The sequence below is a fragment of the Luteococcus sediminum genome, from assembly GCF_054783495.1.
In genome coordinates this window covers 189325-204519 of sequence record NZ_BAAGQL010000013.1, presented here as the reverse complement: position 1 = coordinate 204519, position 15195 = coordinate 189325, and the positions used below count along the sequence as shown (strand labels likewise).

Genomic DNA, 15195 nt, shown 5'->3' with positions numbered 1-15195 from the left:
GCAGGGATGGCACCCAGGGGCTCGTCCTCGAGGCTCCGCCGCGAAATATGTCAACCCAGATATATGTCTGGATGGAAATGTATCCAGTGACCGTATCATTGACGTGCGAGTACGGACGAAGGGAGGTTCGCATGTGCCCTGAGGGCCACCTGCCCCAGCACAGCCACCTTCCCCAGCGCGAGCTCGGGGATCGACACGAGCACGGGGATCCAGGCGAGCACCTGCCCCCGCACCAGCACATCCCGGCCAGCCCGGAGTCCCTTGACGAGTGGGCACAACGCTTCGCCCTGCTGTCGGACCCCACCCGCCTGCGCCTGCTCACCCACATGCACCTGCACCCCTATTCGCGGGTCTCCGACCTGGCAGAGGCGGCAGGCATCACGCAGACCGCCGCCTCACAGGCGCTGCGCACGCTGCGCGACAGTGGCTGGGTGGAGGGTCGCAAGCAGGGGCGGCAGGTGCTCTACCGGCTCATCGACCAGGATGCGCATGCCGTGCTCCACCTGACCGGCCAGCGGCACAACTGAGTACCGCCGGCCGGTACCCACGCACCGCCGAGGCGTGGAGCGTGGGCATGTGCCGTTCTCAGTCCAGCGTGGTGATGATCTCCGCGCCGGTCGGGGTGATGGCGATGGTCTGCTCGAACTGCGCCACCCGGGAGCCGTCATTGGTCACGACGGTCCAGCCGTCGTCCCACTGGTGGCTGCGGTAGTCGCCCAGGCAGAGCATCGGCTCGATGGTGAAGGTCATGCCCACCTCCATCGGCGTGTCCAGGCGCGGCTCGTCATAGTGCAGGATGACCAGGCCGGAGTGGAAGGCGGTGTGCACGCCATGGCCCGTGTAGTCGCGCACCACGCCGTAGCCGAAGCGCTGGGCATAGGCCTCGATGACCCGGCCGATCACGCTGATGGGGCGACCCGGCCTGCACATCTTGATGGCGCGGTTCATCGCCTCCTGGGTGCGCTCGGTGAGCAGACGGCTCTCCTCGTCGACCTCGCCGCAGCCGAAGGTGAAGCAGTTGTCGCCGTGCACCCCGTCCTTGAAGGCGGTGACGTCGATCTTGACCAGGTCGCCGTCCTCCAGTGGGCGCGCGTCGGGGATGCCGTGGCAGATCACCTCGTTGACGCTGGTGCAACAGCTCTTGGGATAGCCGCGGTAGCCCAGCGTCGAAGGGTAGGCGCCGTGGTCGAGGATGTACTCGTGCACGATGCGGTCCAGCTCGTCGGTGGTGACGCCCGGCGCGATCGCCTTGCCCGCCTCGTGCATGGCCCCGCAGGCGATCCTGCCGGCCTCGCGCATCTTCTCGATCGTCTCTGCCGACTGCACATTGCTGCCCATGTACGGTTGTGGCGCCGGCCGGTCCACGTATTCCGGGCGCTCGATCGACGAGGGCACGCTGCGACGGGGGCTGATCGGGAAGGGCTTGATGGCAGTCACGGGATTCAGTCTAGTCAGGAGGCAAGGATGGCCGAGCAGGAGAAGTTCTACTGGTCGCTGGTGGAGCACCGCGTCGTGGGGGAGGGCGAGGCCAAGGCCGCCGACCGCCTGGGCCCCTATGCCACCCGCGAGGAGGCGGCCCAGGCGATGGACCACGTCGCCGAGCGCAATGAGCTGTGGGAGACCGATCCCCGCTTCAACGATCCCGAGGAGCAGGAGGAGGACGACGAGGAGCGCGTGCGCTTCGACGGCAGCCCCGTCGAGGAGTGATCCTCGAGACTGAGCCACCAGGACTGGGCCGCCGCACGGCGGCACTCAGGCCAGCGTCATCTCCTCGATGGAGCGTTCCACCTCGGTGATGGTCGGGATGTCGCCGATGGTGGCCGAGCTGATGAAGACCCCCAGCGACTCGGGGGAGCCGACATCGACCACCACCACGTCGATGATGTCGCCCTCCACCTGGGGCAGTTCCGGCATGTCGACGCGGACCTCGCTGCGCAGGTGCCAGCCCGGCTTGCCCCCGACGTCGACCTTCTCGCTGAGCAGGTCCTTGCGGGCGACGAAGCCGGAGTAGTAGCCGCTGGTGGCGAAGCAGCTCATCATCATCCGCGCACTGTTGCGCGGCTCCTCGAAGCCGTCGGCCACCGAGACCGCGCCCACGGCCTGCACGGAGAACCAGCGGGTGGAGCCGGCATCGAAGATGGTCTTGGTCTGCCCTTGCAGGTCGTGGGTCCACGGCAGCACGAAGAAGTCGCTGGCCGCGTCATTCCACCCCTCGGTGACCGGGATGGACAACCCACCGCCGGTGAGACGGTCACCATCCACCGGACGCACCCCGCCGCCCTGGGTGGGGCACTCGACCATCGCGCCACCGGTGGGGGCGGGCTCGCTGATCCCCGACGGTTCGGGGGTCGGGGGAGAGGTCTCGTCCCAGACCGGCCCCTTGGGAGAGGAGGAGTTCGTGTCCTCCGGTACCGCCTGGAAGCCGTCATTGTCGCGCGCGACCAGCGCCCAGACCAGCAGGCCGAGCACCAGCAGGGCGGCGACGACGGCCAGCAGGCCACGACGGTCCCTGCCCGAGGCGTCCTGGACGGTACGGCCGGAGGCGTCCTGGACGGTGTGCTGGACCGGTGCCGGGGCGGGGGTCGAGCCGGGATCGGTGGTGGTCTGCGCAGACCAGGAGGCCCCGTCCCAGTAGCGGAAGTGCCCCTGGTTGCCGGCGGGGTCCGGGTACCATCCTGGCATCGACATGCCTCGAGTCTAGGTCGGTGCCCCGACGGCTCCCGCAGACCTGCCCGCACCCTGTAACCCGCCTGAAACATGGCTCTTGGCAGACTGGGGCCATGGACAGGCAGACAGAGTACGTACTGCGCACCATGGAGGAACGCGACGTCCGCTTCGTGCGGCTGTGGTTCACCGACGTGCTGGGATCGCTGAAGTCGGTGGCCATCGGCCCCGCCGAGCTGGAGGGGGCCTTCGCCGAGGGGATCGGCTTCGACGGCTCCGCCATCGAGGGCTATGCGCGCATCTACGAGTCGGACATGGTGGCCCACCCCGATCCGTCGACCTTCCAGATGCTGCCGTGGCGCACCCAGAGCAACACTGCGCGCATGTTCTGTGACATCTCGCTGCCCGACGGGTCGCCGAGCTTCGCCGACCCACGCCATGTGCTCAAGCGGGCCCTGGACAAGGCCTCGGACATGGGCTTCACCTTCTACACCCACCCCGAGATCGAGTTCTTCCTGTTCAAGCCGCCGATCGTCCCGGGCGTCGAGCCCACCCCGCTGGACCATGGCGGCTACTTCGACCACACCACCCTCGGTGCCGGCACCGACTTCCGGCGCGATGCCATCGACATGCTGGAGCGGATGGGCATCAGCGTCGAGTTCAGCCACCACGAAGGCGCTCCCGGCCAGCACGAGATCGACCTGCGCTATGCCGATGCGCTGACGATGGCCGACAACATCATGACCTTCCGGGTGGTGATGAAGGAGGTGGCCGTCAGCCAGGGCATCGAGGCATCCTTCATGCCCAAGCCCTTCACCGAGCACGCCGGTTCCGGGATGCACACCCACGTCAGCCTCTTCGAGGGCGACCGCAATGCCTTCTACGACGCCTCCGATGCCTACCACTTCAGCCGTATCGGCAAGCAGTTCGTCGCCGGCCTGCTGCACCACGCGCCCGAGATCACTGCGGTCACGAACCAGTGGGTGAATTCCTACAAGCGCCTGACCGGCGAGGGTGAGGCACCCTCCTACATCTCGTGGGGCCGCAACAACTCCTCGGCGATGGTGCGGGTGCCGATGTTCAAGCCGGACAAGGCCTCCAGTGCCCGCGTCGAGCTGCGCTCGCCCGACTCGGCCACCAATCCCTACCTGGCCTTCGCGCTGATCCTCGCGGCCGGGCTGTCGGGCATCGAGCAGGAACTGGAACTGCCCGCCGAGCTCGACGGCGACGTCAACAAGCTCACCCCGCGCGAGCGCCGGGCGCTGGGGGTGCGGACCCTGCCGCACAACCTGGAGGACGCGATCCGCGAGATGGAGTCCTCCGAACTGGTGGCCAGCACGCTGGGCGAGCACGTCTTCGACTTCTTCCTGCGCAACAAGCGGGCAGAGTTCGACGACTACCGTCGCCAGGTGACGCCGCACGAGCTTGCCACGCTGCTGCCGCGCCTGTGATGCCCCACCCGTGAGTCCTCGTGGACCGGCTCCTCGTTAGCATCGGTTCCATGGACGTCATGGGCGATCCCGCCGCGACAGACAGCTCACCAGGCCCGTCGCCGAGCACCTCACCAGGTCCGCAGCCATCGCTGCGGGCCGGTGACGCGGAGCGACAGCGCACCGCCGACCGGCTGGCTGACGCCTTCCAGGAGGGGCGGCTGGACGTCGACGAGTTCGGCTCGCGCATCGAGCGCGTCTGGCAGGCGACCTATGACACCGATCTCGACGCGCTGCTGGCCGACCTCCCTGCGGACCAGGGCATCGCCTCCGGGCGCCTGCCCGTGCCCGCCACGCGTCGGCTGCCGGCTCGCACCGGGCACGGGGCAACGGCCGGGGTGCCGGCCACGGTCGCCATCATGTCGGGCGCCGAGCGCAGCGGCGAATGGGCCGCCGCGGGGACCCACACCGCCGTCGCCATCATGGGCGGGGTCAGCATCGACCTGCGCGAGGCCAGCTTCACCGAGGCCGAGACCACCATCATCGCGGTCGCCATCATGGGTGGCGTCGAGGTGATCGTGCCGCCCGACGTCCGGGTGCGGGTGCACGGCCTGCCGCTGATGGGTGGCTTCGGAGCCGAGGGCTCGATCAACCCGGCCGACCTGGCACCTGACGCGCCACTGGTCACCATCACCGGGGCCGCCTTCTGGGGCGGCGTCGGCGTGGTCCGCCGGGACTTCGACGAGGACTGAGCCTCAGGCGAGTCGGCTCAGGTCGACCACCGGCAGCATCCGCTGCAGCGCCTGGTGGTGTGAGCCGGACGCGTTGGCGCGGGCCCGGTTGAGGGCGGCGGGCAGTGAGGTCAGTCCGGTGGCCAGCCGCAGCCAGGTGATCTCGTCGGTCTCCACCACATTCGGAGGTGTGCCGCGGGTGTGGGTGGGGCCCTCTCCGAAGGCGCCCACCTGTACGGCGCTGGCCGGGGGGATGCGCACCTCGATGGTCTGCCCCGCGAAGCGTTCCCCCAGCGCTTGGGACAGGGCCCGCACGCAGGCCCGCAGTGCGGCGGGCTGCACCAGCCCGGGACCGTGCATGTCGGCCAGTACCACCAGTTCCACCAGGACGGCACGCAGCAGGTCGTTGAGGTGCGAGATCCCGTCGTCGGTGTGCACGCTCATCGGCACCGTCCCGGCCAGTGCCGATTCCAGCGTGGCCGTGCGCGAGGCCGCCAGGCGTTGCAGGACCTCGGGCTGGGTGGTGGTGCGAAGCTCGGTGGCCAGCTCCTGGCGGGCGGTGGCCGTGACCTCCCGCTTCGCCAGCAGGGCCGACCAGGACTGGTTGCGGGCATTGCTGGGCTTGTCGAGCGCCTCCAGCAGGCCGTCGACCAGCACCACCAGACGGGAGTGCCCCGTGGCCGGCAGCGAGCTGCTGGTGGCCAGCACCCGGCATTGCGCCACCAGCAGCTCACTGGTGGTGCGCAGGGCGCGGTCGGTGCGAGAGGCCATGATGCTCATGCTCCAATCCAAGGGGGGCAGGGTTTCCAGCCGGTGACCGGGGCATGACGACCAGACGAACCGGCAGGTGCAATAGTCTCGCACCATTGCCTGCAGACCCACCCAGCGAGGAGACCACGATGAGACTGGTGACCAGCGCCGGCGAACTCGCCCGCCGAGGATTCGTGGAGGTGGACCGCGCCGAGCGGGACCTGGCCGAGCTCGTCGCACGCCGCACCATCGCCAGCACCGAGCTGGCGGCCTGGTTGCCCGAGCTGGGCCGGGTGGCCGACCCGGGCCTGGCGCTGACCGGCCTGGACCGCGTCGACGAGGCCGCACCACAATTGCTGCGGATCGTGCTCGACGATTCCGCGGCACGCGGCCGTCTGTTCAGCCTGCTGGGCGGCTCCCAGGCCCTCAACCAGCACCTGGCGCGCCACCCCGAGGTGCTGGAGGAGCTGCTGCCCGTCCCGCGGCGCTGGAGCCGCGAGGAGATCCGCGAGCAGGTGCTCGGTGCGATCGGCGCCGAGCCGCAGGGCGTGCTGCTGGTGGCAGCAGATCCGGAAGCGGCCAACCACCTGCGGATGGCCAACCGTCGCCACCTGGTACGCATCGCCGCCCGCGACCTCGACAGTGCCGAACCCACCGCAATGGTCGACGAGGTGGCAGCGGAACTCGCCGACCTGGCCGACGCCCTGGTGGAGGGAGCCCTGGCCATCGCCCGCTCCCAGGTGCCCGGGCACGAGCACACCCGGCTCGGGATCGTCGCGATGGGCAAGTGCGGCGCCCAAGAGCTCAACTACATCAGCGATGTCGACGTCATCCACGTCGCCGAGCCCGCCGATGACCAGACCTCCGCAGCGCAGGCCGTCGAGACCGCCGGCCGGCTGGCCGCCAAGGTGGCCCAGATCTGCTCGGCCCACTCCGCGGCAGGCTCCATCTGGCAGGTCGACGCCAACCTGCGGCCCGACGGCAAGTCCGGGCCCCTGGTGCGCAGCCTTGACTCGATGCGCGCCTACTACGACAAGTGGGCCAAGAACTGGGAGTTCCAGGCCATGCTCAAGGCCCGGCCGATGGCCGGAGACCTGGACGTGGCGCAGGGCTTCGTCGACATCGTCCAGCCCCTGGTCTGGCAGGCCGCCGAGCGCGAGAACTTCCTGTCCGAGACCCAGGCCATGCGCCAGCGCGTGATCAGCCTGCTGCCCGCCGACCAGGCCGACCGTGAGATCAAGCTGGGTTCCGGCGGCCTGCGCGACGTGGAGTTCTCCGTCCAGCTGCTGCAGCTGGTGCACGGGCGCAGCGACGACCGGCTGCGCACCCGCGACACCCTTGGCTCGCTCGGCAGGCTGGTGGCCCACGGCTACATCGGACGGGGCGACGGGGCCGAGCTGGACGAGGCCTACCGCTTCCAGCGGGCCCTGGAGCACCGGGTGCAGCTGCTCAAGCTGCGGCGCACGCACCTGCTGCCCACCGACGAGGAGGAACTGCGGACGCTGGCGCGCAGCCTCCACGTGGACGGCGGGGCCGAGGGGCTGCTCAAGGCCTGGCGCTCCACCAGCCGTCGCGTGATGCGCCTGCACGAGCGCGTCTTCTACTCGCCCCTGCTCGCGGCGGTCACCCGCCTGCACGGCGACGAGCTGCGCCTGACCCCCGAACAGGCCGGCGACCGGCTCAAGGTACTGGGCTTCAGCGACCCGGCCGCTGCCCTGCGGCACATGGAGGCGCTGACCACCGGCAGCACCCGCGCGGTGGAGATCCAGCGGCAGCTGATGCCGGCCATGCTCGGCTGGATCGCCCAGGGGCCCAATCCCGACCACGGCCTGCTCAGCTTCCGCAAGGTCTCCGAATCGCTGGGCTCCAGCCCCTGGTACCTGCGGGCGATGCGCGACGAGGCCGACATGGCCGAACGACTGGCCCGGCTGCTGTCGTCGAGCCGGATGGCCGTCGACCTGCTGCTGCGCGCCCCCGAGGGGGTGCGGATCCTGGCCCACGACAAGGACCTGCGCCCCCGCACCCGCGAGGAGGTGCTGGCGGCCATGACCACGGCCCTGCGTCGCCACGAGCACGAGGACGAGGCCATCGCCGCGGTGCGCGCCATCCGACGCACCGAACTGTTCCGGATGGTGGCCGGGGACCTGCTCGACATCATCGGCCTCGACGAACTCGGCGCGGGCCTGTCCGACCTGGCCGGGGCCACCATCGACGCCGCCCTGGAGGTGGCCCGTCGAAGCATCGAGGCCCCCGAGGTCGGCGTGCTGGCGATGGGCCGCTGGGGTGGCCGGGAGATGGGCCTGGGCAGTGACTGCGATGCCATCTTCGTGATGGCCGACAGCGACGACCCGGACGCGACGAAGAAGGCCACCGCCCTGGTGGGGGCCGTGCGCAGGATGCTCTCCCAGCGCGGCCCCGACCCGGCACTCGAGATCGACCCGGACCTGCGCCCCGAGGGCAAGAACGGCCCGATGGTGCGCAGCCTGGCCAGCTGCACCGCCTACTACCAGCGGTGGGCCTCCACCTGGGAGTCCCAGGCGATGGTGCGCGCCTCACACGGGGCCGGCTCGCGGGAGCTGACCGATGCCCTGCTGCAGGTGGTCGCGCCGCTGCGCTGGCCCGAGGGCGGCCTGCAGCGCTCCCAGCTGACCGAGATCCGTTCCATGAAGGCCCGGATGGAGGTCGAGCGGATCCCCCGGGGCACCGACCCCAGGCGCAACACCAAGATGGGGCCGGGCGGGCTGGCCGACGTGGAGTGGACGGTACAGCTGATGCAGCTGCAGCACGCCCACCGGCTGCCCTCTCTGCGCGTCACCTCCACCCTGGCGGCGCTGAGGGCGTGCGTCGAGGAAGGACTGGTCAGCGCCGAGGAGGCGGTGGCGCTGGAGCAGGCGTGGCGCCTGGCCAGCCGGCTGCGCAACAAGATCCTGCTGGTGCGGGGCAGGGCCCAGGACCAGATCTCGGGCGACGTGCGCGAGGTCGCGGCCGTCGCCGGCCTGCTGGGCTATCGCAAGGGGCAGGCCTCGATGCTGCTCGACGACTACGGCCGCACCACCCGCCATGCCAGCCAGGTGGTCGACAAGCTCTTCTGGGGAGGACAGCCATGAGTACGGTGTTGTTGCTGGGGGGTCGGTCCGGGATCGGCCTGGCCATCGTGGAGGAGCTGCTGGCCGAGCATTCGGGCTCCGACGTGGTGCTGGCGCGCCGCCCGCGGCCCGGGGCCGACGCGGAGGAGGCCGCCGTGGCGGATCGGCTGCGGGCCGCCGGGGCTGCCACGGTGGAGACCGTCGACTTCGACGCCGAGGCGCTGGGCTCCCACGAGGCACTGGTCGACGAGGTCTTCGCCCGCCACGAGGTGAGCCATGCCGTGGTGGCCTTCGGGATCCTGGGCGACCAGGAACAGGCGTGGACCGACGTGGTAGCCGCGCAACGCCTGGTGACGGTGAACTCCACCGCGGCGGTGGGGGTGGGCGTCGCGCTGGCCGCGGCCATGCGTCGTCAGGGCCGGGGTGCGATCGTGGCCCTCAGCTCGGTGGCCGGGGTGCGGGTGCGCCGCTCGAACTTCGTCTACGGCGCCAGCAAGTCCGCCATGGATGCCTTCTACCTGAACCTCGGTGTTGCCCTGGCCGGCAGTGGGGTGCGGGTACTGGTGGTGCGGCCCGGGGCCGTCGCGACCGGGATGATCGCCGGCAATGATCCGGTCGCCTTCACCGTCGAGGCCGAGGAGGTGGCCCAGGCGGCGGTGGGGGCCCTGGAGCGGGGCAAGGACGTCGTGCACGTCCCGTCGCTCTTCGGCCCAGCCATGGCACTGGCGCACCTGGTGCCGCACCGCTTGTGGCGAACACTGCGTACCTGAACGATCAACTGTTTGGTGTGTGAAGGGTGAAGACCCACAATGGGGCGGGTGACAACTTCCTGCCCCACACCGGGAGTCGGTGACCGGCCTGACGTCAGTCATGCGATCAGCGAGGTGGTCAGCGCCGTGCTGCGCACCCGCAGGCGTGAACGTCGTTCCGTATCCCAGCTCGAAAGCGGCCAGCTCGACCTGCTCTTCCAGCTGGAGGGACGTACCCTCAGCATCGGGGAGCTGGCCGAGGCCCACTGCCTCGAGCTCTCGACGGCCTCGCGCCGCATCAGCCGGTTGGCCCAGCTGGGGCTGGTGGAGAAACAAACCCTTCCCGACGACCGCCGGATCCAGTGCGCCCGCCTCTCCGGGAAGGGGGAGGCCCTGCTGCGCACGGTGCGCCGGCATCGGCAGTGCGTGGTGGAGCGGGCCCTGGATGGCTGGGACGAGGCCGACGTCGAGCAGCTTCGCTCGCTCAGCCTCAAGCTGGTGCGCGAGCTGGATCGGATGGACCGACCCCCGAGCGACTGAGCGCCGGGCCCGGCGCCGCCCGTCACACCGTTCCTGTGACGTGGCATGCACGACGGCGGGGCGGGAGCTCGACTCCCACCCCGCCGTCGCGGGTCCTTGCTGCGGTTCAGTTGCCCCGGTGGGTCACTGGGCCGGCTTGGCGGTGGTGCGCAGCACCAGGTCGCCCACCTGGACCTGTCCGTCGGCGGCCTGGGCCACCTCGCCGAACTTCTTGTGGTTGGTCACCAGCACGGGGGTGACCAGCGAGTAGCCGGCCTCCTCGATGACGGAGCGGTCGAAGGTGACCAGCGGGGTCCCGGCCTCCACACGGTCGCCCTTGGCGGCCTTCACGTCGAAGCCGCGACCCTCGAGGTTGACGGTGTCGATGCCGACGTGGACCAGCAGCTCGACGCCGCTGTCCAGGCGCAGACCGAAGGCATGTCCGGTCTTCTGGGCGACGATCACGGTGCCGGCAGCGGGAGCGACGACGGTGTCACCGCTCGGGTCGATGCCGACGCCCAGGCCGACGATGCCCTTGCTGAAGACGGGATCCGGCACCTCGGACAGCGGCATGACGCGGCCTGCCAGGGGAGCGCCCACCTCGGTGACGGTGCCGGGCACCATCGCGGGCTTCGGCTGCTTGGCCGGCGCGGACTGGCCGGCGGCCGCAACACCCTCGGTGCTGGCAGTGCCAGCGGCCGGGGCGACGGCCTCAGGCGAGGTCACGGTGGCGGCGGTGGCACCGGCACCGGCACCGGCGGTGGCCAGTGCGGGGGCGGCCTCCAGTCCCGAGGCGGCGGCCAGGGGGTCGGAGGCGCCGGCCTCGCGCAGGGCACGGGCCTCGGCGCGCTCCTCCTTGGTCTGGTAGCCGCGCACGACCACCAGGGCCATGGCGGTGAAGAAGGCCGCGAGAATGGCGATCACGTAGAGCAGCATCGGGTTGAAGACCGGGATGGTCAGCAGGGAGGTGAAGACGAAGGCATTGGTGCGGATGCCGTCGTCGGCCATGCCGAGCAGTCCGCCGACGGCGATCACGAGGCCGCCGACGAAGCAGCCGATCAGCATCGAGGGGTAGATGCGCTTGAAGCGCAGGTGGATGCCGTAGAGGGAGGGCTCGGAGATGCCGCCCAGCAGGCCGGCCGCCAGCGCGCCCGAGGCGGTCTGACGCATCACCACGTCCTTGTCGCGCATGGCGAGCACCAGCACGCCGGCGGTGGCGCCGAAGCAGGCGAAGTTCCAGGCGCCCATGGGGCCCTGGATGAAGTCATAGCCCAGCGCCTGGATGTTGATCAGCATGAGGGCGTTGAGCGGCCAGTGCAGGCCCAGCGGGACCAGGAAGGGGTAGATCATCGGGATCGCGATGGCGAAGATGAAGGGCGCATTGGTGTTCATCCACGCCAGTCCGCCACCGATCGCGGTGCCGAGCCAGACGCCGATCGGGCCGAGCAGGAAGGCGGTCAGCGGGATCATGATCAGCAGGCAGAAGAAGGGCACGAAGACCATCTGCAGGTTGGCCGGGAAGATCTTCTGCAGGAAGCGGTAGAGCACGGCCAGCACGGCGACCATCAGCAGCGGCACGAAGACCTGGCCGTTGTAGTCGTTGAGCTGCAGGGGAATGCCGAAGACCCGCGCCACGCAGCTCTCGGTGCCCAGCGTTGGGTTCTTGGTGCACACGGTGTTGGCGGCGTTGTAGAGGCCCTGGCGGTATTCGGGGGTCATCAGCGCGAGCATGATGGCGCCGCCGATCCACGGGTCCACCTTGAGCTTCTTGGCGCCGTTGTAGGCCACCATGATCGGCAGGAAGAAGAAGACGCTCTTCCACATCGCGTCGACGAAGAGCCAGCTGGCCGGCTTGTCGGCGGCGCGGAAGTCGACGATCTTGAGGGCGTCGAGCACGGCGGTGAAGGCGATGATCAGCGAGGCGCCGAGCAGCACGCCCAGGATCGGGCGGAAGGAGTCGCTGAGGAACTCGAAGAAGGCGTCGACGCCGGCGCTCTTGCCGCGCACGCCGCCGGCGCGGGCGGCGGCCTTGATGTCGTCATCGCTGGCAGAGCCTGCCTTGCCCATCTCGGGCAGCTGCATGATGTCGCTGTAGGCGTTGGCGACGGCGCCGCCCATGACGACCTGGTAGCGGTTGCCTGACTGCGGGACTGCGCCCATCACGCCGGGGATCTGTTCCATGCGGGCCGTGTCGACCTTGCTGGAGTCGTGGAGTTCGAAGCGGAGTCGAGTGGCGCAGTGGGTGAGGCTGGCGACGTTCTCGGCGCCGCCCACCTCCTCGATGATCCGCCTGGCGGTGTCTTCTGCCATGGTTGTGCCTTCTGCCGGAGTTGTGCAGTTCCACGTGCCGTCGGTGGCACGAATGCCCTGAAGATACCCCGAGCTGTTGGTGCTGGCGACCAGTATCCGCTCCTTTTTCCAAGGACGGGTCCTGGTCTGCTTCCGCCTGTGTGGCCAGCGATGTCTGCTTCGGGCAGCGGGGCTGCCGGACTGCCCGGATCAGGCGCGAACGGCCCTCCTGAGGGTGGACGAGGCGGTGATCCGCACGGCCCGGTGGGCGGGGATCGTGATCGGCTCGCCGGTGCGGGGATTGCGTCCGGGTCGTTCCTCGCGGGGGGCGGCCTCGGCGACGAACAGCCCGTTGACCTGCACCTTCGTGCCCTCCTTGAGGTGTGCGGTGACGCGATCGGCCAGGCAGGCCAGGATGCGGCCCACCTCGGCGGCACTCTGCCCGGTGTGCTGGGCGATGTCGGCGACGAGCTCGCAATGGGTCATGGTTTCTCCTGTGGTGGTTGGCGGTGGGCCGGCTCCGCCGGGTCAGCGGAGCCGGTCGGGGTCGACGAGTCCTCGGTGGGCGGCGGCCACGAGGCGTCGCGGCACCTGGACGGTGCGGCCGTCGACTCGGACCTCGACGAGTTCGGGAACGCTCGCCCTCCACTGGGCGCGGCGGTGGCGGGTGTTGGCGCGGGAGATCTTGCGCTTGGGGACGGCCATGGCGATCACCAGCTCGACTTCGTGATGCCGGGAAGCTCGCCGGCATGCGCCATCTCCCGGAAGCGCACACGGCTGATGCCCGCCTTGCGCAGGAAGCCGCGCGGGCGCCCGTCGACGGCATCGCGGTTGCGCAGCCGCACGGGGGAGGAGTCCCGGGGGAGCCGGGCCAGGGCCCGTCGGGCGGCCGCCTTCTCGTCGTGGCTGGCGGTGGCGTTGGCGATCGTCGCCTTCAGCTCGGCGCGACGCTCGGCATACCGTTCCACGAGGACGCGACGCTGGGCGTCCTTGGCGATCTTGGACTTCTTGGCCATGTCAGCGGGTCTCCTTGAACTCGACGTGCTGGCGGATGATCGGGTCGAACTTGCGCAGGCTGAGCCGGTCGGGGTCATTGCGTCGGTTCTTCCGGGTGACGTAGGTGTAGCCGGTTCCTGTGGTGCTGCGGAGCTTGATGATGGGGCGCACGTCGGACTTCTTGGCCATGCGCTTCCTCCTGTCTGTGTGGGTGGGGGTCAGATCTTCTGGCCCTCGTTGAGCATCTGGCCGACCACGGCGTCGATGCCTCGGGCGTCGATCACGCGCAGGCCCTTGGCGCTGACGCGCAGCCGGACCCGCCGCCCCAGGGTGGGGACCCAGAAGCTCTTGTGCTGCAGGTTCGGCTCCTGGCGCCGGGGCGTTCGCCGGTGGGAGTGGGAGACATGGTTGGCCCGGAGGGGCCCCTTCCCGGTCACCTGGCATCTGGCGCGCATCCTTCTCCTCCTGGGTTGGTCGGTGGGTGTGGTTGGTCTGTGGGCCATCGAGGGCCCGCCTTGACTGTGGACTAGAAAATGATAATCATTCCCAAACAAAGGTCAAGACAGCCCACGAAGGAAGCCATGAAGCCCGAGATCCATCCGTCCTACGGCCCCGTCGTCTTCCGGGACCGCTCCGCCGGGAGCCAGCTGCTCACCCGCTCGACGATCGTCGCCCAGCTGGGTGACGACGCCCCCACCATCACCTGGAGCGACGGCAGCACCTACCCGGTCGTCGACGTGCAGGTCTCCAGCGCCAGCCACCCCTTCTGGACCGGGCGCTCCCGCACGATCGACACCGAGGGCCGCATCGAGAAGTTCCACCGTCGTTACGCACGCCCCGGCGGTGCCTGATGAGGCGCGGGCCGCTGGCCGTGGTGCTGCTGGCCACCATCGACCCGACGGTGCGCGACCTCGCCAGCCTGGCCCTGGCCTGTGACCTCGGGGACGGGGTCGAGGTGCGCCACGAGCTCGTCGCCGGCGCCGACGGCCCGCAGGAGGTGCGCTGCACCGTCAGCGACATCACCGGGGTCGTCTTCACCAGCCTCACCGAACTCGACCACGGCTGCCTCAGCTGCACGGCGCGCGAGGGCCTGGTGCCCACCCTGCAGTGGGTCGCGGAGCAGGGACGGTGGTCGAGTGCCCTGGTGACCCTGCCGGTTGGTGCCGCGAACGAACAGGTGGCCCAGCAGCTGCAGTACGCCATCGACCAGCAGGCCCTGCAGGCCCGGCTGGCGCACAGCCTCGCCGTCGTCGACCCCGAGACGCTGGTCGACGACCTGCTGGGCGGCCACCTGTTGGCCGAGCGCGGACTGGCGCTGTCCGAGCACGACGCGCGCGCGGTGGGTGAGGCACTGTCGGCCCAGCTCGACGCCGCCGACACGGTCGTCACCCTCGACCACGCCCAGCCGCAGGCCAGCTCCCTGCTGGAGCACGTCCTGCCTCCCGAGGTGCACCGCGTCACGGGGCTGCATCGGCTCGACGTGGGGGCACTGCTGGCCGGGAACCATGATGTCGAGGCACTCGATGCGCGCCTGGCCCCCTCCCGGCGGCGCGTGCGCTGCCACGAGGAGCGTGATGGGGTGTGGACCGTGGTCCTCGACAGCACCCGCGCCTTCCATCCCCAACGGCTGCTCGACCAGGTGGAACTGCTGGGCAGTGGACCGGTGCGGGCCCGCGGCTGCTTCTGGCTGCCCTCACGCCCCGATGCCGTGTGCGTCTGGGACGGCTCGGGCGGACAGCTCAGCATCGGCGAGGTGGGCCACTGGTGCGAGCAGGAGCGTCGCACCCGCCTGGTGGTCACCGGCACCTGCCAGGAGACCCGGGGGCGGATCGAGAGGGCCTTCCGGGACGTGCTGCTCAGCGAGCACGAGCAGAGCAGCGCCGCGGCCCGCTGGGCAGGACGAAGCGACGGGCTGGAGGCCTGGCTCGGGGAGGTCGAGCTTCCCCAGGCGGGGTGACCGGGCCGGCCGGGGCAGTGGAGC

The 15195-nt window shown here is 70.2% G+C and carries 18 protein-coding genes; 9 read left to right on the top strand and 9 right to left on the bottom strand.

Going from position 1 to position 15195, the window contains the following annotated elements; genetic code table 11:
* Nucleotides 1-131 precede the first annotated feature (131 nt).
* Nucleotides 132-527 (top strand): ArsR/SmtB family transcription factor, encoded by a 396-nt coding sequence (locus ACYVKA_RS07785; protein ID WP_460704339.1) that lies wholly within the window; start codon nucleotides 132-134, stop codon nucleotides 525-527.
* 58 nt (nucleotides 528-585) lie between these two features.
* Here ACYVKA_RS07785 and map read toward each other — a convergent pair whose 3' ends face one another.
* A complete protein-coding gene (gene map / locus ACYVKA_RS07780; protein WP_460704337.1) occupies nucleotides 586-1437 on the bottom strand; it encodes a type I methionyl aminopeptidase in 852 nt (283 codons plus the stop codon).
* A gap of 27 nt (nucleotides 1438-1464) precedes the next feature.
* Here map and ACYVKA_RS07775 point away from each other — a divergent pair, with 27 nt between their 5' ends.
* Nucleotides 1465-1707, top strand: a complete 243-nt coding sequence (locus ACYVKA_RS07775; RefSeq protein WP_394277623.1) for a hypothetical protein — start codon at nucleotides 1465-1467, stop codon at nucleotides 1705-1707.
* A 45-nt stretch (nucleotides 1708-1752) separates the two neighbouring features.
* Here the strand turns inward: ACYVKA_RS07775 and ACYVKA_RS07770 are convergent, their stop codons facing one another.
* Entirely contained in the window at nucleotides 1753-2688 is a 936-nt protein-coding gene (locus ACYVKA_RS07770) for a DUF2510 domain-containing protein (RefSeq protein ID WP_460704335.1), read from the bottom strand.
* Nucleotides 2689-2813: 125 nt separating this feature from the next.
* Between ACYVKA_RS07770 and ACYVKA_RS07765 the strand changes: the two genes are divergently transcribed.
* Together ACYVKA_RS07765 and ACYVKA_RS07760 are read left to right on the top strand one after the other, a co-directional pair.
* A complete protein-coding gene (locus tag ACYVKA_RS07765; protein WP_460704901.1) occupies nucleotides 2814-4115 on the top strand; it encodes a glutamine synthetase family protein in 1302 nt (433 codons plus the stop codon).
* Nucleotides 4116-4165: 50 nt separating this feature from the next.
* Nucleotides 4166-4846, top strand: a complete 681-nt coding sequence (locus ACYVKA_RS07760; protein WP_460704333.1) for a DUF1707 SHOCT-like domain-containing protein — start codon at nucleotides 4166-4168, stop codon at nucleotides 4844-4846.
* Nucleotides 4847-4849: 3 nt separating this feature from the next.
* Here ACYVKA_RS07760 and ACYVKA_RS07755 read toward each other — a convergent pair whose 3' ends face one another.
* A complete protein-coding gene (locus ACYVKA_RS07755; protein WP_460704331.1) occupies nucleotides 4850-5605 on the bottom strand; it encodes a sterol carrier family protein in 756 nt (251 codons plus the stop codon).
* Nucleotides 5606-5724: 119 nt separating this feature from the next.
* On the opposite strand from ACYVKA_RS07755, the gene ACYVKA_RS07750 reads away from it, so the two are divergent.
* The 3 genes from ACYVKA_RS07750 to ACYVKA_RS07740 are packed head-to-tail and all read left to right on the top strand — an operon-like array spanning nucleotide 5725 to nucleotide 9950.
* The gene (locus ACYVKA_RS07750) at nucleotides 5725-8682 is read left to right on the top strand and encodes a bifunctional [glutamine synthetase] adenylyltransferase/[glutamine synthetase]-adenylyl-L-tyrosine phosphorylase (RefSeq protein ID WP_460704329.1); all 2958 of its coding nucleotides are present in this window, start codon (nucleotides 5725-5727) and stop codon (nucleotides 8680-8682) included.
* A complete protein-coding gene (locus tag ACYVKA_RS07745) occupies nucleotides 8679-9431 on the top strand; it encodes a decaprenylphospho-beta-D-erythro-pentofuranosid-2-ulose 2-reductase (protein ID WP_460704327.1) in 753 nt (250 codons plus the stop codon). Before ACYVKA_RS07750 ends, ACYVKA_RS07745 begins: the two co-directional genes overlap by 4 nt.
* A 48-nt stretch (nucleotides 9432-9479) precedes the next feature.
* Nucleotides 9480-9950, top strand: a complete 471-nt coding sequence (locus ACYVKA_RS07740; RefSeq protein ID WP_460704325.1) for a MarR family winged helix-turn-helix transcriptional regulator — start codon at nucleotides 9480-9482, stop codon at nucleotides 9948-9950.
* A gap of 123 nt (nucleotides 9951-10073) precedes the next feature.
* Here ACYVKA_RS07740 and ACYVKA_RS07735 read toward each other — a convergent pair whose 3' ends face one another.
* The 6 genes from ACYVKA_RS07735 to rpmB all read right to left on the bottom strand — a co-directional run bounded on the left by ACYVKA_RS07735 (nucleotide 10074) and on the right by rpmB (nucleotide 13669).
* Nucleotides 10074-12239, bottom strand: a complete 2166-nt coding sequence (locus ACYVKA_RS07735) for a glucose PTS transporter subunit IIA (protein ID WP_460704323.1) — start codon at nucleotides 12237-12239, stop codon at nucleotides 10074-10076.
* Between the two features lie 189 nt (nucleotides 12240-12428).
* Nucleotides 12429-12704, bottom strand: a complete 276-nt coding sequence (locus tag ACYVKA_RS07730; protein WP_460704321.1) for an HU family DNA-binding protein — start codon at nucleotides 12702-12704, stop codon at nucleotides 12429-12431.
* Between the two features lie 42 nt (nucleotides 12705-12746).
* The gene (gene rpmF, locus ACYVKA_RS07725; RefSeq protein ID WP_460704319.1) at nucleotides 12747-12923 is read right to left on the bottom strand and encodes a 50S ribosomal protein L32; all 177 of its coding nucleotides are present in this window, start codon (nucleotides 12921-12923) and stop codon (nucleotides 12747-12749) included.
* A 5-nt stretch (nucleotides 12924-12928) separates the two neighbouring features.
* Entirely contained in the window at nucleotides 12929-13234 is a 306-nt protein-coding gene (gene rpsN / locus ACYVKA_RS07720; protein ID WP_394277614.1) for a 30S ribosomal protein S14, read from the bottom strand.
* Between the two features lies 1 nt (nucleotide 13235).
* A complete protein-coding gene (gene rpmG / locus ACYVKA_RS07715) occupies nucleotides 13236-13403 on the bottom strand; it encodes a 50S ribosomal protein L33 (RefSeq protein ID WP_394277613.1) in 168 nt (55 codons plus the stop codon).
* 29 nt (nucleotides 13404-13432) lie between these two features.
* On the bottom strand, nucleotides 13433-13669 hold the full coding sequence (gene rpmB / locus ACYVKA_RS07710; RefSeq protein ID WP_460704317.1) for a 50S ribosomal protein L28: 237 nt from the start codon (nucleotides 13667-13669) through the stop codon (nucleotides 13433-13435).
* Between the two features lie 126 nt (nucleotides 13670-13795).
* On the opposite strand from rpmB, the gene ACYVKA_RS07705 reads away from it, so the two are divergent.
* Together ACYVKA_RS07705 and ACYVKA_RS07700 are read left to right on the top strand one after the other, a co-directional pair.
* Nucleotides 13796-14065 (top strand): type B 50S ribosomal protein L31, encoded by a 270-nt coding sequence (locus ACYVKA_RS07705; protein ID WP_460704315.1) that lies wholly within the window; start codon nucleotides 13796-13798, stop codon nucleotides 14063-14065.
* Nucleotides 14065-15171 carry a CobW family GTP-binding protein gene (locus ACYVKA_RS07700; RefSeq protein ID WP_460704313.1) on the top strand — a complete coding sequence of 369 codons (1107 nt, stop codon included), beginning with the start codon at nucleotides 14065-14067 and terminating at the stop codon, nucleotides 15169-15171. Before ACYVKA_RS07705 ends, ACYVKA_RS07700 begins: the two co-directional genes overlap by 1 nt.
* Nucleotides 15172-15195 lie beyond the last annotated feature (24 nt).

Bases quoted from the DNA above. Each gene is read 5' to 3' on its own strand.
- ACYVKA_RS07785 (WP_460704339.1), top strand. From the start codon at position 132: ATGTGCCCTGAGGGCCACCTGCCCCAGCACAGCCACCTTCCCCAGCGC.
- ACYVKA_RS07775 (WP_394277623.1), top strand. From the start codon at position 1,465: ATGGCCGAGCAGGAGAAGTTCTACTGGTCGCTGGTGGAGCACCGCGTC.
- ACYVKA_RS07770 (WP_460704335.1), bottom strand. From the start codon at position 2,688: ATGTCGATGCCAGGATGGTACCCGGACCCCGCCGGCAACCAGGGGCAC.
- ACYVKA_RS07765 (WP_460704901.1), top strand. From the start codon at position 2,814: ATGGAGGAACGCGACGTCCGCTTCGTGCGGCTGTGGTTCACCGACGTG.
- ACYVKA_RS07760 (WP_460704333.1), top strand. From the start codon at position 4,166: ATGGACGTCATGGGCGATCCCGCCGCGACAGACAGCTCACCAGGCCCG.
- ACYVKA_RS07755 (WP_460704331.1), bottom strand. From the start codon at position 5,605: ATGAGCATCATGGCCTCTCGCACCGACCGCGCCCTGCGCACCACCAGT.
- ACYVKA_RS07750 (WP_460704329.1), top strand. From the start codon at position 5,725: ATGAGACTGGTGACCAGCGCCGGCGAACTCGCCCGCCGAGGATTCGTG.
- ACYVKA_RS07745 (WP_460704327.1), top strand. From the start codon at position 8,679: ATGAGTACGGTGTTGTTGCTGGGGGGTCGGTCCGGGATCGGCCTGGCC.
- ACYVKA_RS07735 (WP_460704323.1), bottom strand. From the start codon at position 12,239: ATGGCAGAAGACACCGCCAGGCGGATCATCGAGGAGGTGGGCGGCGCC.
- ACYVKA_RS07730 (WP_460704321.1), bottom strand. From the start codon at position 12,704: ATGACCCATTGCGAGCTCGTCGCCGACATCGCCCAGCACACCGGGCAG.
- rpmF (WP_460704319.1), bottom strand. From the start codon at position 12,923: ATGGCCGTCCCCAAGCGCAAGATCTCCCGCGCCAACACCCGCCACCGC.
- rpsN (WP_394277614.1), bottom strand. From the start codon at position 13,234: ATGGCCAAGAAGTCCAAGATCGCCAAGGACGCCCAGCGTCGCGTCCTC.
- rpmG (WP_394277613.1), bottom strand. From the start codon at position 13,403: ATGGCCAAGAAGTCCGACGTGCGCCCCATCATCAAGCTCCGCAGCACC.
- rpmB (WP_460704317.1), bottom strand. From the start codon at position 13,669: ATGCGCGCCAGATGCCAGGTGACCGGGAAGGGGCCCCTCCGGGCCAAC.
- ACYVKA_RS07705 (WP_460704315.1), top strand. From the start codon at position 13,796: ATGAAGCCCGAGATCCATCCGTCCTACGGCCCCGTCGTCTTCCGGGAC.
- ACYVKA_RS07700 (WP_460704313.1), top strand. From the start codon at position 14,065: ATGAGGCGCGGGCCGCTGGCCGTGGTGCTGCTGGCCACCATCGACCCG.